The 13,870-nt window shown below is 59.0% G+C and carries 14 protein-coding genes and 1 pseudogene; 11 read left to right on the top strand and 4 right to left on the bottom strand.

Annotated elements, in window-relative coordinates; genetic code table 11:
• Positions 1–124 precede the first annotated feature (124 nt).
• A complete protein-coding gene (locus ACSEXW_RS03695) occupies positions 125–649 on the top strand; it encodes a DoxX family membrane protein (RefSeq protein ID WP_438444741.1) in 525 nt (174 codons plus the stop codon).
• A gap of 73 nt (positions 650–722) precedes the next feature.
• On the opposite strand, the gene ACSEXW_RS03690 is transcribed toward ACSEXW_RS03695, so the two are convergent.
• Positions 723–1,610, bottom strand: a complete 888-nt coding sequence (locus tag ACSEXW_RS03690) for a helix-turn-helix domain-containing protein (RefSeq protein ID WP_438444740.1) — start codon at positions 1,608–1,610, stop codon at positions 723–725.
• A 298-nt stretch (positions 1,611–1,908) separates the two neighbouring features.
• On the opposite strand from ACSEXW_RS03690, the pseudogene ACSEXW_RS03685 reads away from it, so the two are divergent.
• The 3 genes and pseudogenes from ACSEXW_RS03685 to ACSEXW_RS03675 all read left to right on the top strand — a co-directional run.
• A pseudogene (locus ACSEXW_RS03685) lies at positions 1,909–4,603 on the top strand (DUF5695 domain-containing protein); the annotation flags it as partial.
• On the top strand, positions 4,597–5,058 hold the full coding sequence (locus ACSEXW_RS03680) for a discoidin domain-containing protein (protein WP_438444841.1): 462 nt from the start codon (positions 4,597–4,599) through the stop codon (positions 5,056–5,058). The pseudogene ACSEXW_RS03685 and the gene ACSEXW_RS03680, both read left to right, overlap by 7 nt.
• An 88-nt stretch (positions 5,059–5,146) precedes the next feature.
• Entirely contained in the window at positions 5,147–5,371 is a 225-nt protein-coding gene (locus tag ACSEXW_RS03675) for a hypothetical protein (RefSeq protein ID WP_438444739.1), read from the top strand.
• Between the two features lie 107 nt (positions 5,372–5,478).
• On the opposite strand, the gene ACSEXW_RS03670 is transcribed toward ACSEXW_RS03675, so the two are convergent.
• The gene (locus tag ACSEXW_RS03670; protein WP_438444738.1) at positions 5,479–6,741 is read right to left on the bottom strand and encodes an MFS transporter; all 1,263 of its coding nucleotides are present in this window, start codon (positions 6,739–6,741) and stop codon (positions 5,479–5,481) included.
• Between the two features lie 39 nt (positions 6,742–6,780).
• The gene (locus ACSEXW_RS03665) at positions 6,781–8,064 is read right to left on the bottom strand and encodes an ATP-binding protein (RefSeq protein ID WP_438444737.1); all 1,284 of its coding nucleotides are present in this window, start codon (positions 8,062–8,064) and stop codon (positions 6,781–6,783) included.
• A 164-nt stretch (positions 8,065–8,228) separates the two neighbouring features.
• Between ACSEXW_RS03665 and ACSEXW_RS03660 the strand changes: the two genes are divergently transcribed.
• From ACSEXW_RS03660 to ACSEXW_RS03630, 7 genes are all read left to right on the top strand, one after another.
• Positions 8,229–9,107, top strand: a complete 879-nt coding sequence (locus tag ACSEXW_RS03660) for an aldose epimerase family protein (RefSeq protein ID WP_438444736.1) — start codon at positions 8,229–8,231, stop codon at positions 9,105–9,107.
• A 119-nt stretch (positions 9,108–9,226) separates the two neighbouring features.
• Entirely contained in the window at positions 9,227–9,466 is a 240-nt protein-coding gene (locus ACSEXW_RS03655; RefSeq protein ID WP_438444735.1) for a hypothetical protein, read from the top strand.
• Between the two features lie 23 nt (positions 9,467–9,489).
• Entirely contained in the window at positions 9,490–10,365 is an 876-nt protein-coding gene (locus tag ACSEXW_RS03650) for a hypothetical protein (protein ID WP_438444734.1), read from the top strand.
• 27 nt (positions 10,366–10,392) lie between these two features.
• Positions 10,393–11,589 (top strand): glutathionylspermidine synthase family protein, encoded by a 1,197-nt coding sequence (locus ACSEXW_RS03645; protein WP_438444733.1) that lies wholly within the window; start codon positions 10,393–10,395, stop codon positions 11,587–11,589.
• On the top strand, positions 11,586–12,281 hold the full coding sequence (locus tag ACSEXW_RS03640; protein WP_438444732.1) for a signal peptide protein: 696 nt from the start codon (positions 11,586–11,588) through the stop codon (positions 12,279–12,281). Before ACSEXW_RS03645 ends, ACSEXW_RS03640 begins: the two co-directional genes overlap by 4 nt.
• Entirely contained in the window at positions 12,281–12,670 is a 390-nt protein-coding gene (locus ACSEXW_RS03635) for a DUF350 domain-containing protein (RefSeq protein WP_438444731.1), read from the top strand. The genes ACSEXW_RS03640 and ACSEXW_RS03635 overlap by 1 nt, the downstream gene beginning before the upstream one ends.
• A gap of 171 nt (positions 12,671–12,841) precedes the next feature.
• Positions 12,842–13,135, top strand: coding sequence for a hypothetical protein (locus ACSEXW_RS03630; RefSeq protein WP_438444730.1), 294 nt, complete (start codon positions 12,842–12,844; stop codon positions 13,133–13,135).
• Between the two features lie 19 nt (positions 13,136–13,154).
• Here the strand turns inward: ACSEXW_RS03630 and ACSEXW_RS03625 are convergent, their stop codons facing one another.
• A complete protein-coding gene (locus ACSEXW_RS03625) occupies positions 13,155–13,862 on the bottom strand; it encodes a thiamine diphosphokinase (protein WP_438444729.1) in 708 nt (235 codons plus the stop codon).
• Positions 13,863–13,870: the final 8 nt, after the last annotated feature.

The raw sequence follows: 13,870 nt of genomic DNA, 5'->3' as shown, positions 1-13,870 counted from the left end.
TCAAAATAAAGACAAATCTTATTTAACAAAATGTGAACACATTGATTTGAGTATTGTGAATTATATCACGAGAAGTTATTATAAAGCCATAAGGAACACACAAATAGTAAGGGAGAGATGAAAAATGATTAACAAATTTCTTCGTGAGAATGTGTACGCCGCCGGCTTGCTGACGCTGCTTCGTTTATACCTCGGATGGGAATGGATGCACCACGGGTGGGAGAAGCTCACCGCAACCAAGGCCTTTGACGCCGCGGGCTTCCTGAAGAACGCCGTTGCGAAGCCGGTCCTCGAAACCGGAACCCAAGACCAGCTCTACCCGCACTTCGTCAGCTTCCTGAACAACTTCGCCGTTCCGAACGCCAAGCTGTTCAGCACCATCATTCCTTACGGCGAATTCCTGGTCGGCTTGGGCTTGATCCTGGGCTGCCTGACCACCACCGCCATGTTCTTCGGCCTTCTGATGAACTTCATGTTCATGTACGCCGGTACCGTATCGAGCAACCCTTGGTACATCATGCTGGGCTTCGTGATCCTCGCAGCAGGCGCCAACGCCGGTAAATTCGGTGCTGACTACTACGTCCTGCCTTACCTGAGAAAGCTGCTGAAGCTGAAGCCTGCAGCGGCCGACGCCAAAGCGCACGGCTGACGGCTCCCGCCCTTCGATAGTCTAGAAACCCAAACCGCCGACGGATTCCATCCGTCGGCGGTTTTTTGTCCTGCTATAGATTTTTGTATTTCTTGCGGAAGCTTAGGGGGGGTGTACCCTCCCGGGTGGAGAAGCAGTGGGTGAAGTAGGAGGCATGAGGGAAACCGACCTCTTCCGCAATGCGGGACATGGGCCATTCCGTCTGGATCAGGAGCTTCTTGGCCTGCTCGATGCGATAATGCATCAGGTATTCCATCGGCGTCTTCCCGAAGATCTTCAGCATGCACTTCGCCATATAATTGGGATGGTAATTAAGCTCCCTCTGCAGATAGGAGTTGGTCAGCTTCGTCTTATAATGCCGCCGGATAAACAGCTCCACCTTCTCCGCCAACTGGAAGGCCGTCGTATCCGAGGCCGACCGGATCTCCAGGTCCACGTGCTGGAGAAACGATTGGAAGGTATTCTGCCGCTTCCAATTCCGCAGGGAGCGGGGCTCGTGCTCCAGCGCCCGGAAGTCATCCAGAATTTCCATGGTCTTCGCGGACACCCGCAAGTGTTTCGGAATGAAGATGGAGTTCACCTCGCAGTGATTCAGGTAGGCGCTCTCCTTGTGCTGGCCGATCAGCATCTCGCCTTGAGCCAGGCAGGCCTCCATATCGGGGTATTCGCCCCAAGCCCCGAAGGTATGGAAATGGATCCATATAAACTCCGTAGAGGCCTCGCAGGGCCGCGTCCCGTAATGGTGGGCGTCCGGCCGCAGGATCAGGGCTTCTCCAGGTGTTAATTCCCACGAGGAGTCGGCTTCCCCAATCGGAAGCGTTCCCTTGGTGACGACGATCAGGTCGAAGGAGCCCATCTGGTTCCGGCTGATATGGCATTCGCCGGCTTCGAAGACGGCCAAGCCGCAGTCGATAAAATACGGTATGGGCGGAGTAAGAAAGTGCAGAATGCCGGAATCCATCGAAACACTCCCGATCCCCAGATTTTATCTCTATCATAGCGGATGGGAAACGTTTATTAAAGCGCTTTCTTTAGGTTGAAATCTCTAAAAAACAGGTTGGAATTACTTGTCGCGGGTAGAGAACCATTTCCTTACAATTTGAGATACAGCGCTTACATACGCAGGGTAAATGGATAGCGGGCAGGCCGAGGACAAGCTTTTTCATGAGACTTGAGAGGAGGTGTTGGAGCGCTTGAAACGGGGTCGTTCCCCGGCGTATTCCATAGTCGTTCCCAAATAAAAGGAGGCTTGTATGGGTATGAAAGAATGGCTCCCGGCATCCGGGAAAAGGGCTTTGCTCCACTTGACGCTTGTATCTGCCGCGGCAGTGGCACTTCTCGCGCTGCCCAAGCTGGCAGGGGCCTACCCCTTAAGCAACGGCACCTTCGATGTGCAGACCGGCACCAACGGGGAGATCACCTCGCTGAAGCTGGCCGGCGACAGCTTCCCGACCAATTACGTCATGAACGGCACCAACGCGCCCAACCAGAACACCGCCGATCACCAGTGGCTCGGCGAGCTGATGTTTACGTACCGCTTGAACAACGGAGCCTGGACGAAGGCTTGGACCAGCAAGTCGGCCGATGTCCGTACCCAGAGCCAGACCGGAAGTACCGTGAACATCACCTACCAGAATTCCGCCAACGCGGAAGGCATCCGGAATTTCCGGGTGAACGAGTCGTACTCGCTGGTCAACGATGCGCTTCAATGGCAGATTCAAGTGACCAATACCAGTACCCAAACGCTGGAGATCGGGGACTTCGGCCTTCCCCTGCCGTTCAATGAGTTCTGGACGGGCGGCAACAACGAGGAAATCTATGAGACCCGGGTGGTCAGCCATTCCTTCATCGGCAACAACAGCTCCTATGTGACCGTGCAGCGCCCCAGCGGCATCGGGCCTAGCCTGCTTCTGCTTCCGGACGCCTCCACAGGTGCGGGCTTCGAGTACATGGACAATTGGCGTATCCAGGACCATGCGGGCAGCAAGTGGGCAGCCGATCAGGGAGGCTGGGTGGAGGGACTGTCCGTTTATTACATCCACTCCAATGTGATTAAGAGCACCGGCCGGGGTTATCTGCCCAACACGAGCCTGACGCTTGCCCCCGGCGCCAGCAAGACCTATGCCTTCAAATTCGTCAAGGCCGATAACGAGCAGGCGGTCAAGGACAGGCTGTATGCCGAAGGCTTGATCGACGTCAATGTGGTGCCGGGCATGATCGTACCGACCAACCAGACGGCCAAGTTCGATCTGCATACCTCCAAGACCATCACGGCGGTGACCCCCCAATACCCTTCGGAAACGACGGTCACCTCCTTGGGCACCACCGGAACCAACCATAAGCTCTACTCGCTGCAGATGAACCATCTGGGTCCGAACAACATCACCGTCACCTACGGCAGCGGGGAGAAAACGGTGCTTCAGTTCTACGCCATCGAGCCGATCGATGCCGCTCTGCAGCGGCATGCCACTTTTATGGTGGCCAACCAGCAGTGGAATGTTCCGGGGGACATCCGGGACAAGGTGTTCGATGACTGGATGATGCAGAATAACGCGAAGCGCAACAATTTTGCCGGCTACTGGGGCTGGGGCGACGACTGGGGCTACACCCACGCCCAGTTCCTGGCGGAGAAGAACGTGCAGAAGCCGGTAGCCTCCGAGGTGACGGCGCTGGACCAGTATCTGGAGACGGCGATCTGGACCAATCTTATGAAGGACCATCACACGGACTACCTGGTTCCGGACTTCCTGATGGCCGGTACGAATACGACGCCGACTTACCGGGGCTACGCCTATCCCCACATCTACAATACCTACTTCAGCATGTACAAAATCTCCAAGCTGTACCCGGGTCTGGTCAGCTACATCCAGCCTCGGAATACGTATCTGCTCCGGGCCTACAATATCATGAAGGCGCTGTACGACGGTCCTGTGGCGTACAACTGGAACACCGGCTTGATGGGAGAGCTCACGACCCCGGAGATCATCAAGGCCCTGCAGGACGAGGGCTTGACGGCACAAGCCAATGATATCATCGCCAAGATGTCGCAGAAGTACAGCAATTTCGCCAATACCACCTATCCATATGGCTCGGAGTACAACTATGACAACACCGGCGAGGAAGCGGTCTATACCTTGGCCAAGATGAACAACAATACGTCGATCAAGAGCAAGATCAACACGAAGACCCGTGCGGTCCGCAGCAAGGCGCCGGTCTGGTATTATTATGCCGATCCGGTGACCATCAACGGTGAGCCCTGGTGGCAGTTCCAGTACACCGTTTCCTTGGCCGGCTATGCCATGGATGATTGGGTAAGAAATCACTCCGCCGCTCCGGAGACGGAGCAGCGCCTGTCCTACGCCGCCAAAATCGCCAACGTGAACGCCATCAACTCCGGGCAGATCAGCTCGGATGCGGCGGATATCGGGGCCGTGTCCTGGACCTATCAGGCCATGAAGGGCAATAACGGGGCGCTGGGACTGGATGGAGGTCCGCTCTTCAACGGTTGGAGGGGCATGTCCGGTGAAGCGGACCTGGGTCTGTTCGGAGCCATTAAGATTCTGAGCGCCGACGTGGCGGTGGACCCGATCTTCGGCCTGACCTGCTACGGCTGCGATGCAACCGTCAATGGAAGCAGCTACACGGTCGTTCCGAAGGACGGCGTATTCCAGAAGCTGAATCTGATCACCCAGAAATTCGGGATGGCCCTGGACCGTGACCGGTATACGACGGCTACCGTGGCACTGGCCAAGAACGATCTGAGCCTGGCCTTGAGCAGCTCGACACCGGGCACCGCCCACACCACGAAGCTGACGCTGACCGGCATGCCGGCAGGAACCTATAAGGTGCTGGTCAACAATACGCAGACCGGCACGGTGAACGTGGTGAACGGGCAGCCTGCGGTGGTGACTCTGAGCTTGGGCACGGCAGCCAGCTATACGGTCCAAATTCAGCAGGGGACCCCCTCCACGACGCCGCAGCCCATCGAATCCGAAGCGACGGCCACATCTTCCTTCGTGTCCGCGTGGGAGAGCCTGGCCGGCCTGAATGACGGCTATGCTCCGACCAGCTCCAACGACCGGGGGCACCCGGTGTACGGCAATTGGGATAATCCGGGCACGACCCAGTGGGTGCAGTATGATTTTGCACGGACCGTTACGCTCTCGAAGGCCGAGATCTACTGGTTCGACGACGATCAGGGCATCGATCTGCCGGCAAGCTATACCCTGCAGGTTTGGAACGGCACCGCATGGGTCAACGTCGCCAGTCCCAGCGGCCTGGGAACCCTGGGGAACCAATACAACACGACGACCTTCACACCGGTCGCCACCACCAAGATCAGGCTGAATATCACGGCCAAGTCGGGCTTCTCCTCGGGCATCGAGTCCTGGAGAGTGTACGGCTTCTAAGCCTGTGAGATTTCCAGCCGTGTGTATAGCTCTCCGCAGCCTGGCGGAAACTAACGTATGCCATTCTAAGGAAACGGAGGGTTCTCCCATGGATTGCGACCACAACGCCCAAGCATGCGGCATCGCCCCCGGTGAGCTGAAGTCCATTCTGCAGAGCACGCTGGAGGAGGAGACGGAGCTGCTCCGGACCTACACCATTCTGGCGGAGCGGGTGCACGGCAACAATGAGCTGAAGACCCGGCTGCAGAACTTCGCAGAGGGCAACGCCAAAAGAAGCCGCCAGCTGGCCGACGAGCTGGCGCAGCTGGAATAGGCTCCACGCAATAGAAAGCTCCCGACCGGTCTCTGAGACCGGAATCGGGAGCTTTTGCTGCTGTGCAGCCCTTCCTTGTGCGGGTGGATGAGGCTAACGAGAAGCGGTCAGGCGGCGGCCTCCCGGGCTCCCTTCTCCAGATCCACCCGCCGGAGCAGCAGCATGCCGGCGATGAAGAAGAGGGCCAACGTCAGGATGGCGAACCGGACGGAGCCCGTCAAGAGGCCCACCAGTCCGAAGACGGCCGGGCCTACCATGGACGAGAATTTGCTGGAGACGCTAAGGAAGCCGTAGAACTCGGCGGTCTGGCCTGCCGGGATCAGCCGGCTGAACAGAGACCGGGCGATGGCCTGGCTGCCACCCTGGGCGAAGCCGACCATACCCGCAAGGATGTAGAAGTGGATCGCGCTGGTCATGAAATACCCCAGCACGACGATCAGCAGATAGATGCCCAAGGACAGGTACAGAGACGGTTTGGAGCCTAAGCGCTCCGCAATGCGTCCGAACAGGAGGGTGAAGGGGATGCCGACGAACTGAGTGATGACCAAGGCGATGATGAGGTGCTGGGTCCCGATGCCGATGGTTTTGCCGTAGGAGGTGGCCATGGTAATGATGGTATTGATGCCGTCGTTGAAGAACCAGTAGGCGAGAAGATACTTCAGCAGCTCAGGATACCGGGGAAGGCGCTTCAGGGTGGTCCACGCCCGGCTGAAGCCGACGGCGGCGTATTGTCCGATCTTCAGCGGGGCCGCATCCTGGTCATTCCGGAAATGACGGAATAGCGGAATCGAGAAGAGGAACCACCACAGTCCTACCGATGCGAAGGCCAGATGGGTGCCGGCCAGACCGTCCGGCAGTCCGAACAGTCCGGGAGCCTGGATGAACGCCAGGTCCAGGATCAGCAGCAGGCCTCCGCCGATATAGCCGTAAGCGTAGCCCTTCGAGGAGAGATAGTCCCGCTTGCCGGGATCCGGTTCGATCTCGGGAAGCAGGGCGTCATAGAAGCTGTTCCCGCCGGTGAAGCCGACGGCTCCTAGGATGAAGAGGAACGAGGCGGCCAGATAATCGCCTTGTCCTACGAAGACGAACAGCAGGGAGGAGAGAACGCCGAGCCATGTGAAGAAGCGCAGGAAAAAAGCTTTCTTCCCGGCATAGTCGGCTATCGCCCCGAGGACAGGCGCCGCTACCGCGACCAGGAGCATGGCGGCGGTCTGGGTGAAGCCCCAATAGGAGGCCGCCCGGTTCGGTTCCAGCTCGCCTGCGGCCACCTCCAGATAGAAGATGGGCAGCACGGCGGCGATCATCGTGGTGGCAAAAGCGGAATTGGCCCAATCGTACAGGAGCCAGGCCCGGACGGCTTTTGGATTCATGGACAACTCTCCTTTTGAACGTGAGATTGGTGGGGACGGTCAACGGGAGGAGGAGTGAGCGGCCGGCACGCACGGAATCGTCAGAGTGAACCGTGTTCCGCTGCCGGGACTGCTCTCCGCATGGATGCGGCCGCCCATGGTCCGGACGACATTGTAAGCGAACATGGTGCCTAACCCGGTACCTTTGTCCGTGGTGGAATAGTAGGGAGTCCCCAGCTGCTCAAGCTGAACGGGGGTCATGCCGATGCCCGTATCCCGCATGATAATCTGCGCATGGGCCCCGGTGCGGCTGGCCGTAATATGAAGGCTTCCGCCGTGGGGCATGGCTTCGACGGCATTCTTGGCCAGGTTCAGGAGACATTGGCGGAATCGGTCCCGATCCCCGGACACGCTGCAGTTCCCGGACAGGTCCACCAGTACGGCCACTTGATTCATGCTGGCATAAGGCGAGATGATATCGGTGACGTAACGGATTTCCTGGGATACCAGCAGCGTCTCGATCCGATCCATCTGCGGCTTGGACAAGCTCAGAAATTCGCTGATGATATGCTCCGCCCGGTCCAGCTCCTCCAGCGCCAGATCAATGTAAGCCTGCCGCTTCTCCTCCGGCAGCCCGGGTCGTCTCATAAACTGGATGAATCCGCGGGTGACGGTCAGAGGATTGCGGACCTCGTGGGATACGCTGGCAGCGAGCTCGCTCACCAGCTTGAGCTTGCGGGTCTCTTCAATGGCGCCGCGCAGCTCCCGGTTGCGGAGCATCAGTTCAATGCAGTAGGTGACCGCCCAGACGGACAGGCTCTGAAGCAGGGCGAATTCCAGCATCAGGAGCTGTGTGGCAGGGTTATGGAAGACGGGCTCGTAGATGAGCAGGAAGATCAGCTCGACGCAGCCCACCCCCCAGAGGGAGAGGATGATGGCGCATACCATCCGCGGGCACCCTCCCCGGCCCCGGTACCGGCGGACAAGCAAATGGTACGCGGCGAGAATCAGGATGAAGGACAAGATGCTTCCGGCAGTGCCGGCTCCACCCAGATAGATCCGGTAGCCCAGGATGATCGTGGCGGTCAGAAGTCCGGCCCGGGTGCCGGCATAGAGCAGGCTGATGATGAGAGCGACCTGGCGAAGATCCAGAATCAAGCCTTGGTAGAGGAGGAGAGGGGAAGACATGCACAGAATGCCGATGATGCCGGCGGCCAACCCCATGTGCCACCAGCGCATGCGGTACGATTGTCTCGGCCGGTCCAGCCACAGCACCTGCGCAAGGAAAAGCGGGAGCGTAAGAAACATCAGGTTCGTCATCCAATCCTTCAAGCTGTTGATCATGCCCGCGCTCCCTGTCGTCCATTTCTTTAGAACTATTCTATCGTACTTCCAGCCAATTGAATACCGACTTTGGATCGATAGAAGGGGGGCCAACAACCCGAGGTTATGTGGTAAAATGGACCAAGCTGCACAAGTCGCTTGACCCGATAAGGAGGAAGCATGGAATGGCCTCGATCCGATTGTATCAGGATGGACCTTATGAAATGGTGGAGCTTGCGGACGAAGCGTCCGGCTCATCGTTTACGGTGGCTCCCGCCAGAGGAGGCATCATCACCAGCTACGTCTCGCAGGGACAGGAGCTGTTTTATCTCGACCGGGAGACTTTTGTGAACCCGGATGCCAATATCAGGGGAGGCAACCCCATTCTGTTCCCCATCAGCGGGCAGTTGAAGGATGGAGCGTATACCCTGGACGGCCGAAGCTATAGGATGAAAAATCACGGGCTGGCCCGGACCGCCGCCTGGGAAGTGGAGGAGAAGGGGACGGATGATGCCGGATTCCCCTACATCCGGCTGTGCCTGACCTCTACGGACGAGATGCTGGAATCGTATCCGTTCCGCTTCGAGCTCCGGTTCACCTACAGCCTGGGACCCGGCGGGGAGCTTCGGATCCGGCAGGAGTATACGAACCGTTCCACGAACAGCATGCCGGTCTATGCGGGCTTCCACCCGTACTTCGCGACGGCGGTCAAGGAGCTGGCTTATGAGACGGACGCCACACAGCTTCTGGACTATAACGACGGGGAGACCAAGCCGTTCCTCGGCTCCGTCGACCTCACGCCCTTGACGGAGGCCGTGGCCTTGACCGATGCCCGGGCACCGCGGATTTCCTTCGTCCTGCCGGATGCCGGACGCCGCGTCACGCTGGAGTATTCGGAGGTCTTCCGCTATGTGGTGCTGTGGACGGCGGCAGGCAAGGACTTCGTATGCGTGGAGCCGTGGATGGCGCTGAACGGGGAGCTGCACCGGGGTGAAGAGCTGGTCCGGATTCCGGCGGGGGAAACGCTCCGTGCCGATCTGACCATCCGCTCGTCCAGGGAATAGTTCCCGCGGCATAAAGCAGACGCTCGTGAAACTTCAGGCGCCGATTTACGTTATATAGTCTATACGACCGCATCCTGAAGGGCGGCAGCGACTGTTAATCGGAAGGGAGCAAGGAGAAGATGAAGGTTGTCATTATGGAGAAGAAGGATAACGGAGAGCTTACGATGGTAGACAGCCGGGATTGGAACGATTCCATGATCGCTATGCTGAACCATTCCAACTACCTGCTGGTTCAAGGCAAGGAGTACGAGATGGTGGAAGGCCGGCTGAACGTGGACACGCAGATGATGGAATTGCTGGTGCTGGCCGTGAAGAGTGAAGACGAGCAGGCGGAGGAACCCGCCGCAGGTCTGCAATAGAGCGTGTGAGAGGAGTCATCCAGATGGAAGAGAACAAGAAGGAGAAAGGCGGCCGTCCGTCGGGCCGCACCCCGTTGAAGGTGCTGTCGACCTCTCTCGGCTTGGCGATAGCGGCGCATATGCTGCTGGCGCCTGGGTTGTTCACGGAACAGGCCCATGCCGAGGGAACCGAGCCCAAGCTGACGGAATGGTCGACGGAGGAGGTTAAGGCGTACTTCAATCCCAGCCTGGATTGGAGCTTGCCCTTGACTGACGCGGGCACGCCGCAGCCTACCCCCACGACGGGCACCGGAACGGCAAGCGGAACGGGAACGGGAACGAGCGGGGGGACCGCACCCGTCATCATTCACCAGGGCGGAGGCTTCGGCTGGGACGACCTGCTCTTGTACCACCTGCTGTTCAACAACGGAGGATCCTACTCCTCGGGCAGCTGGCATAAGAGCCACCCGGTCTATGATCCCCGCACGAAGCAGCCCTATCAGCCGAAGACTTATTCCACCGGAGCATTCGAGAATAAGCCGGTAACCGGGTCCAACGTGAAGCCGAAGACCAGCGCCTCCAGCGGGTCCTTCACGACCAAGCAGGGCGCATCCTCCAGCAAGACGACGACAAGCTCCGGCAAAAGCACGACGAGCTCCGGAACCACAAGCTCGGGAACCACAAGCTCCGGCAGCAAGTCGGGAACGACAAGCTCAGGAAGCACAAGCTCCGGGTCTACAAGCTCGGGAACCACGAGCTCCGGTACGACTAGCTCCGGCAGCTCCAGCAGCAAGTCCGGGACGTCCTCGTCGTCCTCCTCTTCGTCGTCGTCGGGCAAATCGACTTCCTCGTCTTCGGGAAGCATCGGCGGCAAGTCGGGAGGCTTCTCCTCCGGAGGGAGCAGCAGCTCCGGCAGTTAATCCCACGTATGGAAATGAGGAGCCGACATGGCTTTTGAAGTCATAGGAACACCCGCGGCGGACCGGGCCTCCAAGGTCCGGGAGCTGGCGGAGATGGGATTCACATGGGCCGATATCGGCGAAGAGGCCTACTGGGTGGACCAGGCTGTAGCCATGGACCGGGCCGTCTGGGAGGAGCTGAATGATGCCTCGCGGCTGCTCTGGGGCATCTTCGACAAAGCGGCCCGCTTCGTGATCGGACGGCGGGATCTGTATGCCATGCTCTCCATCCCGGAGGTGCTGTGGGACGGTCTGGACATCATCCCCCCGGGTCCGCCCGGGAAGCTCAGCACATACGCCCGCTTCGACTTCAGCGTCGGAGACGGCGGCGTCATTAAGCTGCTGGAGCTGAACGCCGATACGCCGACCGGGTATGTGGAGGCATCCGTCGTGACTCCATGGATGTGCGGGCGGCTGGGGCTGTCCACCGGCAACGGAGGTATGGCGGGGAAGATCCGGGAGGCCTGGTCCGAGGCCCCTCCGGCGTATGCCTGCTGCACCGGCTATGGCACGCATCTGGAGGACTCCGGCACCATCGAGATGCTGGTCCGCCACAGCGGTTACCCGGTGCGCTGCGTCGACACCCTGAGTCTGTGGGTGGACGACGGTATCCTGAAGGATGGGGAAGGGCAAGCCATCCCCAGTATTTTCGCCCTCTATCCCAAGGAATGGATGGGAGTGGACGACGGCGGGGAGGCGCTGGCCTACAGCATCGAGACCGGCCGCCTGCACATTCTGAATCCGCCTCACGCGGTGATTCTGCAGTCCAAGGGGCTCCAGGGCGTCATCTGGGGCATGCATGAGCTGCTCTCCCCGATCTTCACGCAGGAAGAGCATGATGCCATCGAAGCCTACATGCTGCCCACCTACGACAGTCCGGTCTTCGAGGGCGGGTATGTGGCCAAGGCCATGTTCGGCCGTGAAGGAGGCTCCGTCCGGATGTACGATGCGGCGGGCGGACTGGACGTGAAGGATGAGGACGGCTTCGATACCAGCGTGTTCTTCCGGGACATCTATCAGGAGCGGGCGGATCTTCCGCGGATTACGCTCCATGACGGGGACTACCGCCTGCTGACGGGCATGTTCGTCATTAACGGAGAGCCCTGCGGCCTGCTGGGCCGGGCCGGAGGGCTCATAACAGGAAATACCAGCCACTTTGTGGCGTTGGGAGTGAAGGAAAGTTGAGATCGAACGGATATGGGTACGGCTATGATCCGTACCAGAGGCGCAAGAACAACAAACGGCTGATCCTTACCGTCGTCTTCGGGTTCATCGTCCTTGCCGTCATCATAGGCATCGTTGGTGCCGTGTCGGACAGCAAGCCGGCCGTGCTGAGTACCTCCAACGGCAAAGGTACGGCCGCCGCCGCCGGAACCTCCACCGTCCCATGGGATTATAAGGTGGAGGAGGCCAAGGTAGGCGACCTGATCGGAGCCGATATGACCATCCAGCCCGGGAACCAGCTGCTGGCCAACGACGACAATTACGGAACCGGGGACAAGATCTGGGTGCTCAGCTATATGACCGCCGATATGAAGACCCAAGCCGACGGGCAGAATCAAGTGACGCTCTCGTCCTGGGCGCCGCTCAAGTCCTACCGGACCGCGGAAGCGGCCCAGAAGGATCTGGAGGGTCTGAAGGTCCAGGTGGAGACAGATGTAGATCTGGTCGGGGTCTACAAGACCGAATATCAAGGCAAATTCCGTCAATTCGCTATCATGAGCCTGCCGACAGGCCATACCATCAAGCAGCCGATTGCGGAGGACCGGTACAAGAGCATCAAAGACAAGAAGCAGGTTAAGGTCGTGCTGGAGGAAGTCCATGACTTCGGCGATTACGACTTGGCCATGTCCAAATTCAGGGGGTGGGCGGATTAATGGTGGCGCTTAATATCATCATCAGCTTGCTGGTGATCATCGTGCTGCAGTTTGCAGGTATGCTTGTTTTCAGTTGGATGACGCCGTTCGACGATATGGAGGAGCTGAAGAAGGGGAATGTGGCCGTAGGCCTGGCCATGGGCGGCAAGTTCGTGTCGACGGCCATCATCCTGGGCATCTCGGCTTTTACCAATTCGTCCATCTGGCATATGGGACTGTGGTTCCTGATCGGGTACGTCTGCCTGTTGGCGGCGTACTGGATTTTTGAGTGGGCCACGCCGAATCTGACGCTCCATGATCAGCTCCAAAAGGGAAATGCCGCCGTAGGCACCCTGCTGGCCAGCGTGTATGTCGGCATGGGCTTTGCGGTTAGCAGCCTTATTATCTGATTCGCCGCACTTATTCCGGGCCTTTAACGGGATGAACCGTTAAGGGCCCTTATTATGTACGGCGTCATAGCGGACAGGACGCTAGATGTGCGCATTCCTGTCGCGATTTGCACCGGACTATTGTACAATGCTTATAACGAGAAGACCTTTCGAAGGGGAGCGGTGATCCTTATGGGAGTCAAATTTAACCGGCAATACGAGGAAATCATAGAAGAGCTGACAGATGCGCTCTTGGACATCGAGGGCTGCCACGAATTCTTCGAGATGGAGGAGGACCAGTGGATCGCGCTGAAGCCCCGGGAACGCAGGGAGCTGCTCCGTACGCTGTCCGATGACCTGTTCTACGGACTCGGTACCGAATCCTTCATCGAGCTGGGCGACAGCATGATTACCTGGCACCGCCAGAGCCACGCCATCACAGTGAGCTATCCGGCCAAGCCGCTTCGCACCGTTCCGCTGATCTAGAGCGCTTGCGGAGCTGGCGTCAATCCCGGCTCTGCACGACCAGCAGCTGTCCCTCTCGGATGCGGACGACGGCCGTCTCCCCTTCGATGACGTTGCTGATGCCGAGGGATTGACCTGTCCTTAACTGCGCATCCGTCAACGGATAGCGGAACCCCTCCAGCGTTATGCCGGTTACGGCACCACTGAGAGGAAGCAGCGATACTTGCTCATATCGGCCTTTTGTCAGGGTGGCTTGGTCCGCTCCCGACAGAAGGCTGATTTCATTATGGGCGTCGATTATCCGGCAGGGGATTCGGAGCTCCGCCGCCTTAGCCAGCAGCTGAACGTTGGCGAAGGTATGGTCGAACCGGGTGCCCGTCACGCCGAGGAGCAGGACGGAGGCGGGGTGAGCCTCCAGAGCCCAGCTCAAGGCCCATTCCGTATCGGTCAGGTCCTTGCGGACCGGGTCGCAGTCCATCCAGAGGCCGCTCTTCAATCGAATGATGTCCCGTTCCTCAGGTGTGACCGAGTCGAAGTCGCCCAGAGCCATATCCAGGGTGAGGCCGTGGCTCAACAGAAACCAAGCGCCCCGGTCGGCTCCGATCAGGAAGCTTCCGGGAGCCAGGTAGGGGAGGGCCCAATCGCCGAGGCTGCCTCCGGCTACGATGACAGCATGGCGGCCGGAAGGAGTGGGCCCCGTCAAGTGACGGGCTGAAGCGTAGATGGGGGGCAGGGATTCATTGGTCATGGTGGCAG

This window comes from Oryzibacillus soli, assembly GCF_051594765.1.
GTDB lineage: Bacteria > Bacillota > Bacilli > Paenibacillales > NBRC-103111 > Paenibacillus_AR.
This window is presented reverse-complemented; position numbering and strand designations above follow the sequence as displayed.

Excerpts from the sequence above, each read along its gene's own strand:
- ACSEXW_RS03695 (WP_438444741.1), top strand. The coding sequence starts at position 125 with ATGATTAACAAATTTCTTCGTGAGAATGTGTACGCCGCCGGCTTGCTG.
- ACSEXW_RS03690 (WP_438444740.1), bottom strand. The coding sequence starts at position 1,610 with ATGGATTCCGGCATTCTGCACTTTCTTACTCCGCCCATACCGTATTTT.
- ACSEXW_RS03675 (WP_438444739.1), top strand. The coding sequence starts at position 5,147 with ATGGATTGCGACCACAACGCCCAAGCATGCGGCATCGCCCCCGGTGAG.
- ACSEXW_RS03670 (WP_438444738.1), bottom strand. The coding sequence starts at position 6,741 with ATGAATCCAAAAGCCGTCCGGGCCTGGCTCCTGTACGATTGGGCCAAT.
- ACSEXW_RS03665 (WP_438444737.1), bottom strand. The coding sequence starts at position 8,064 with ATGATCAACAGCTTGAAGGATTGGATGACGAACCTGATGTTTCTTACG.
- ACSEXW_RS03660 (WP_438444736.1), top strand. The coding sequence starts at position 8,229 with ATGGCCTCGATCCGATTGTATCAGGATGGACCTTATGAAATGGTGGAG.
- ACSEXW_RS03655 (WP_438444735.1), top strand. The coding sequence starts at position 9,227 with ATGAAGGTTGTCATTATGGAGAAGAAGGATAACGGAGAGCTTACGATG.
- ACSEXW_RS03650 (WP_438444734.1), top strand. The coding sequence starts at position 9,490 with ATGGAAGAGAACAAGAAGGAGAAAGGCGGCCGTCCGTCGGGCCGCACC.
- ACSEXW_RS03645 (WP_438444733.1), top strand. The coding sequence starts at position 10,393 with ATGGCTTTTGAAGTCATAGGAACACCCGCGGCGGACCGGGCCTCCAAG.
- ACSEXW_RS03635 (WP_438444731.1), top strand. The coding sequence starts at position 12,281 with ATGGTGGCGCTTAATATCATCATCAGCTTGCTGGTGATCATCGTGCTG.
- ACSEXW_RS03630 (WP_438444730.1), top strand. The coding sequence starts at position 12,842 with ATGGGAGTCAAATTTAACCGGCAATACGAGGAAATCATAGAAGAGCTG.
- ACSEXW_RS03625 (WP_438444729.1), bottom strand. The coding sequence starts at position 13,862 with ATGACCAATGAATCCCTGCCCCCCATCTACGCTTCAGCCCGTCACTTG.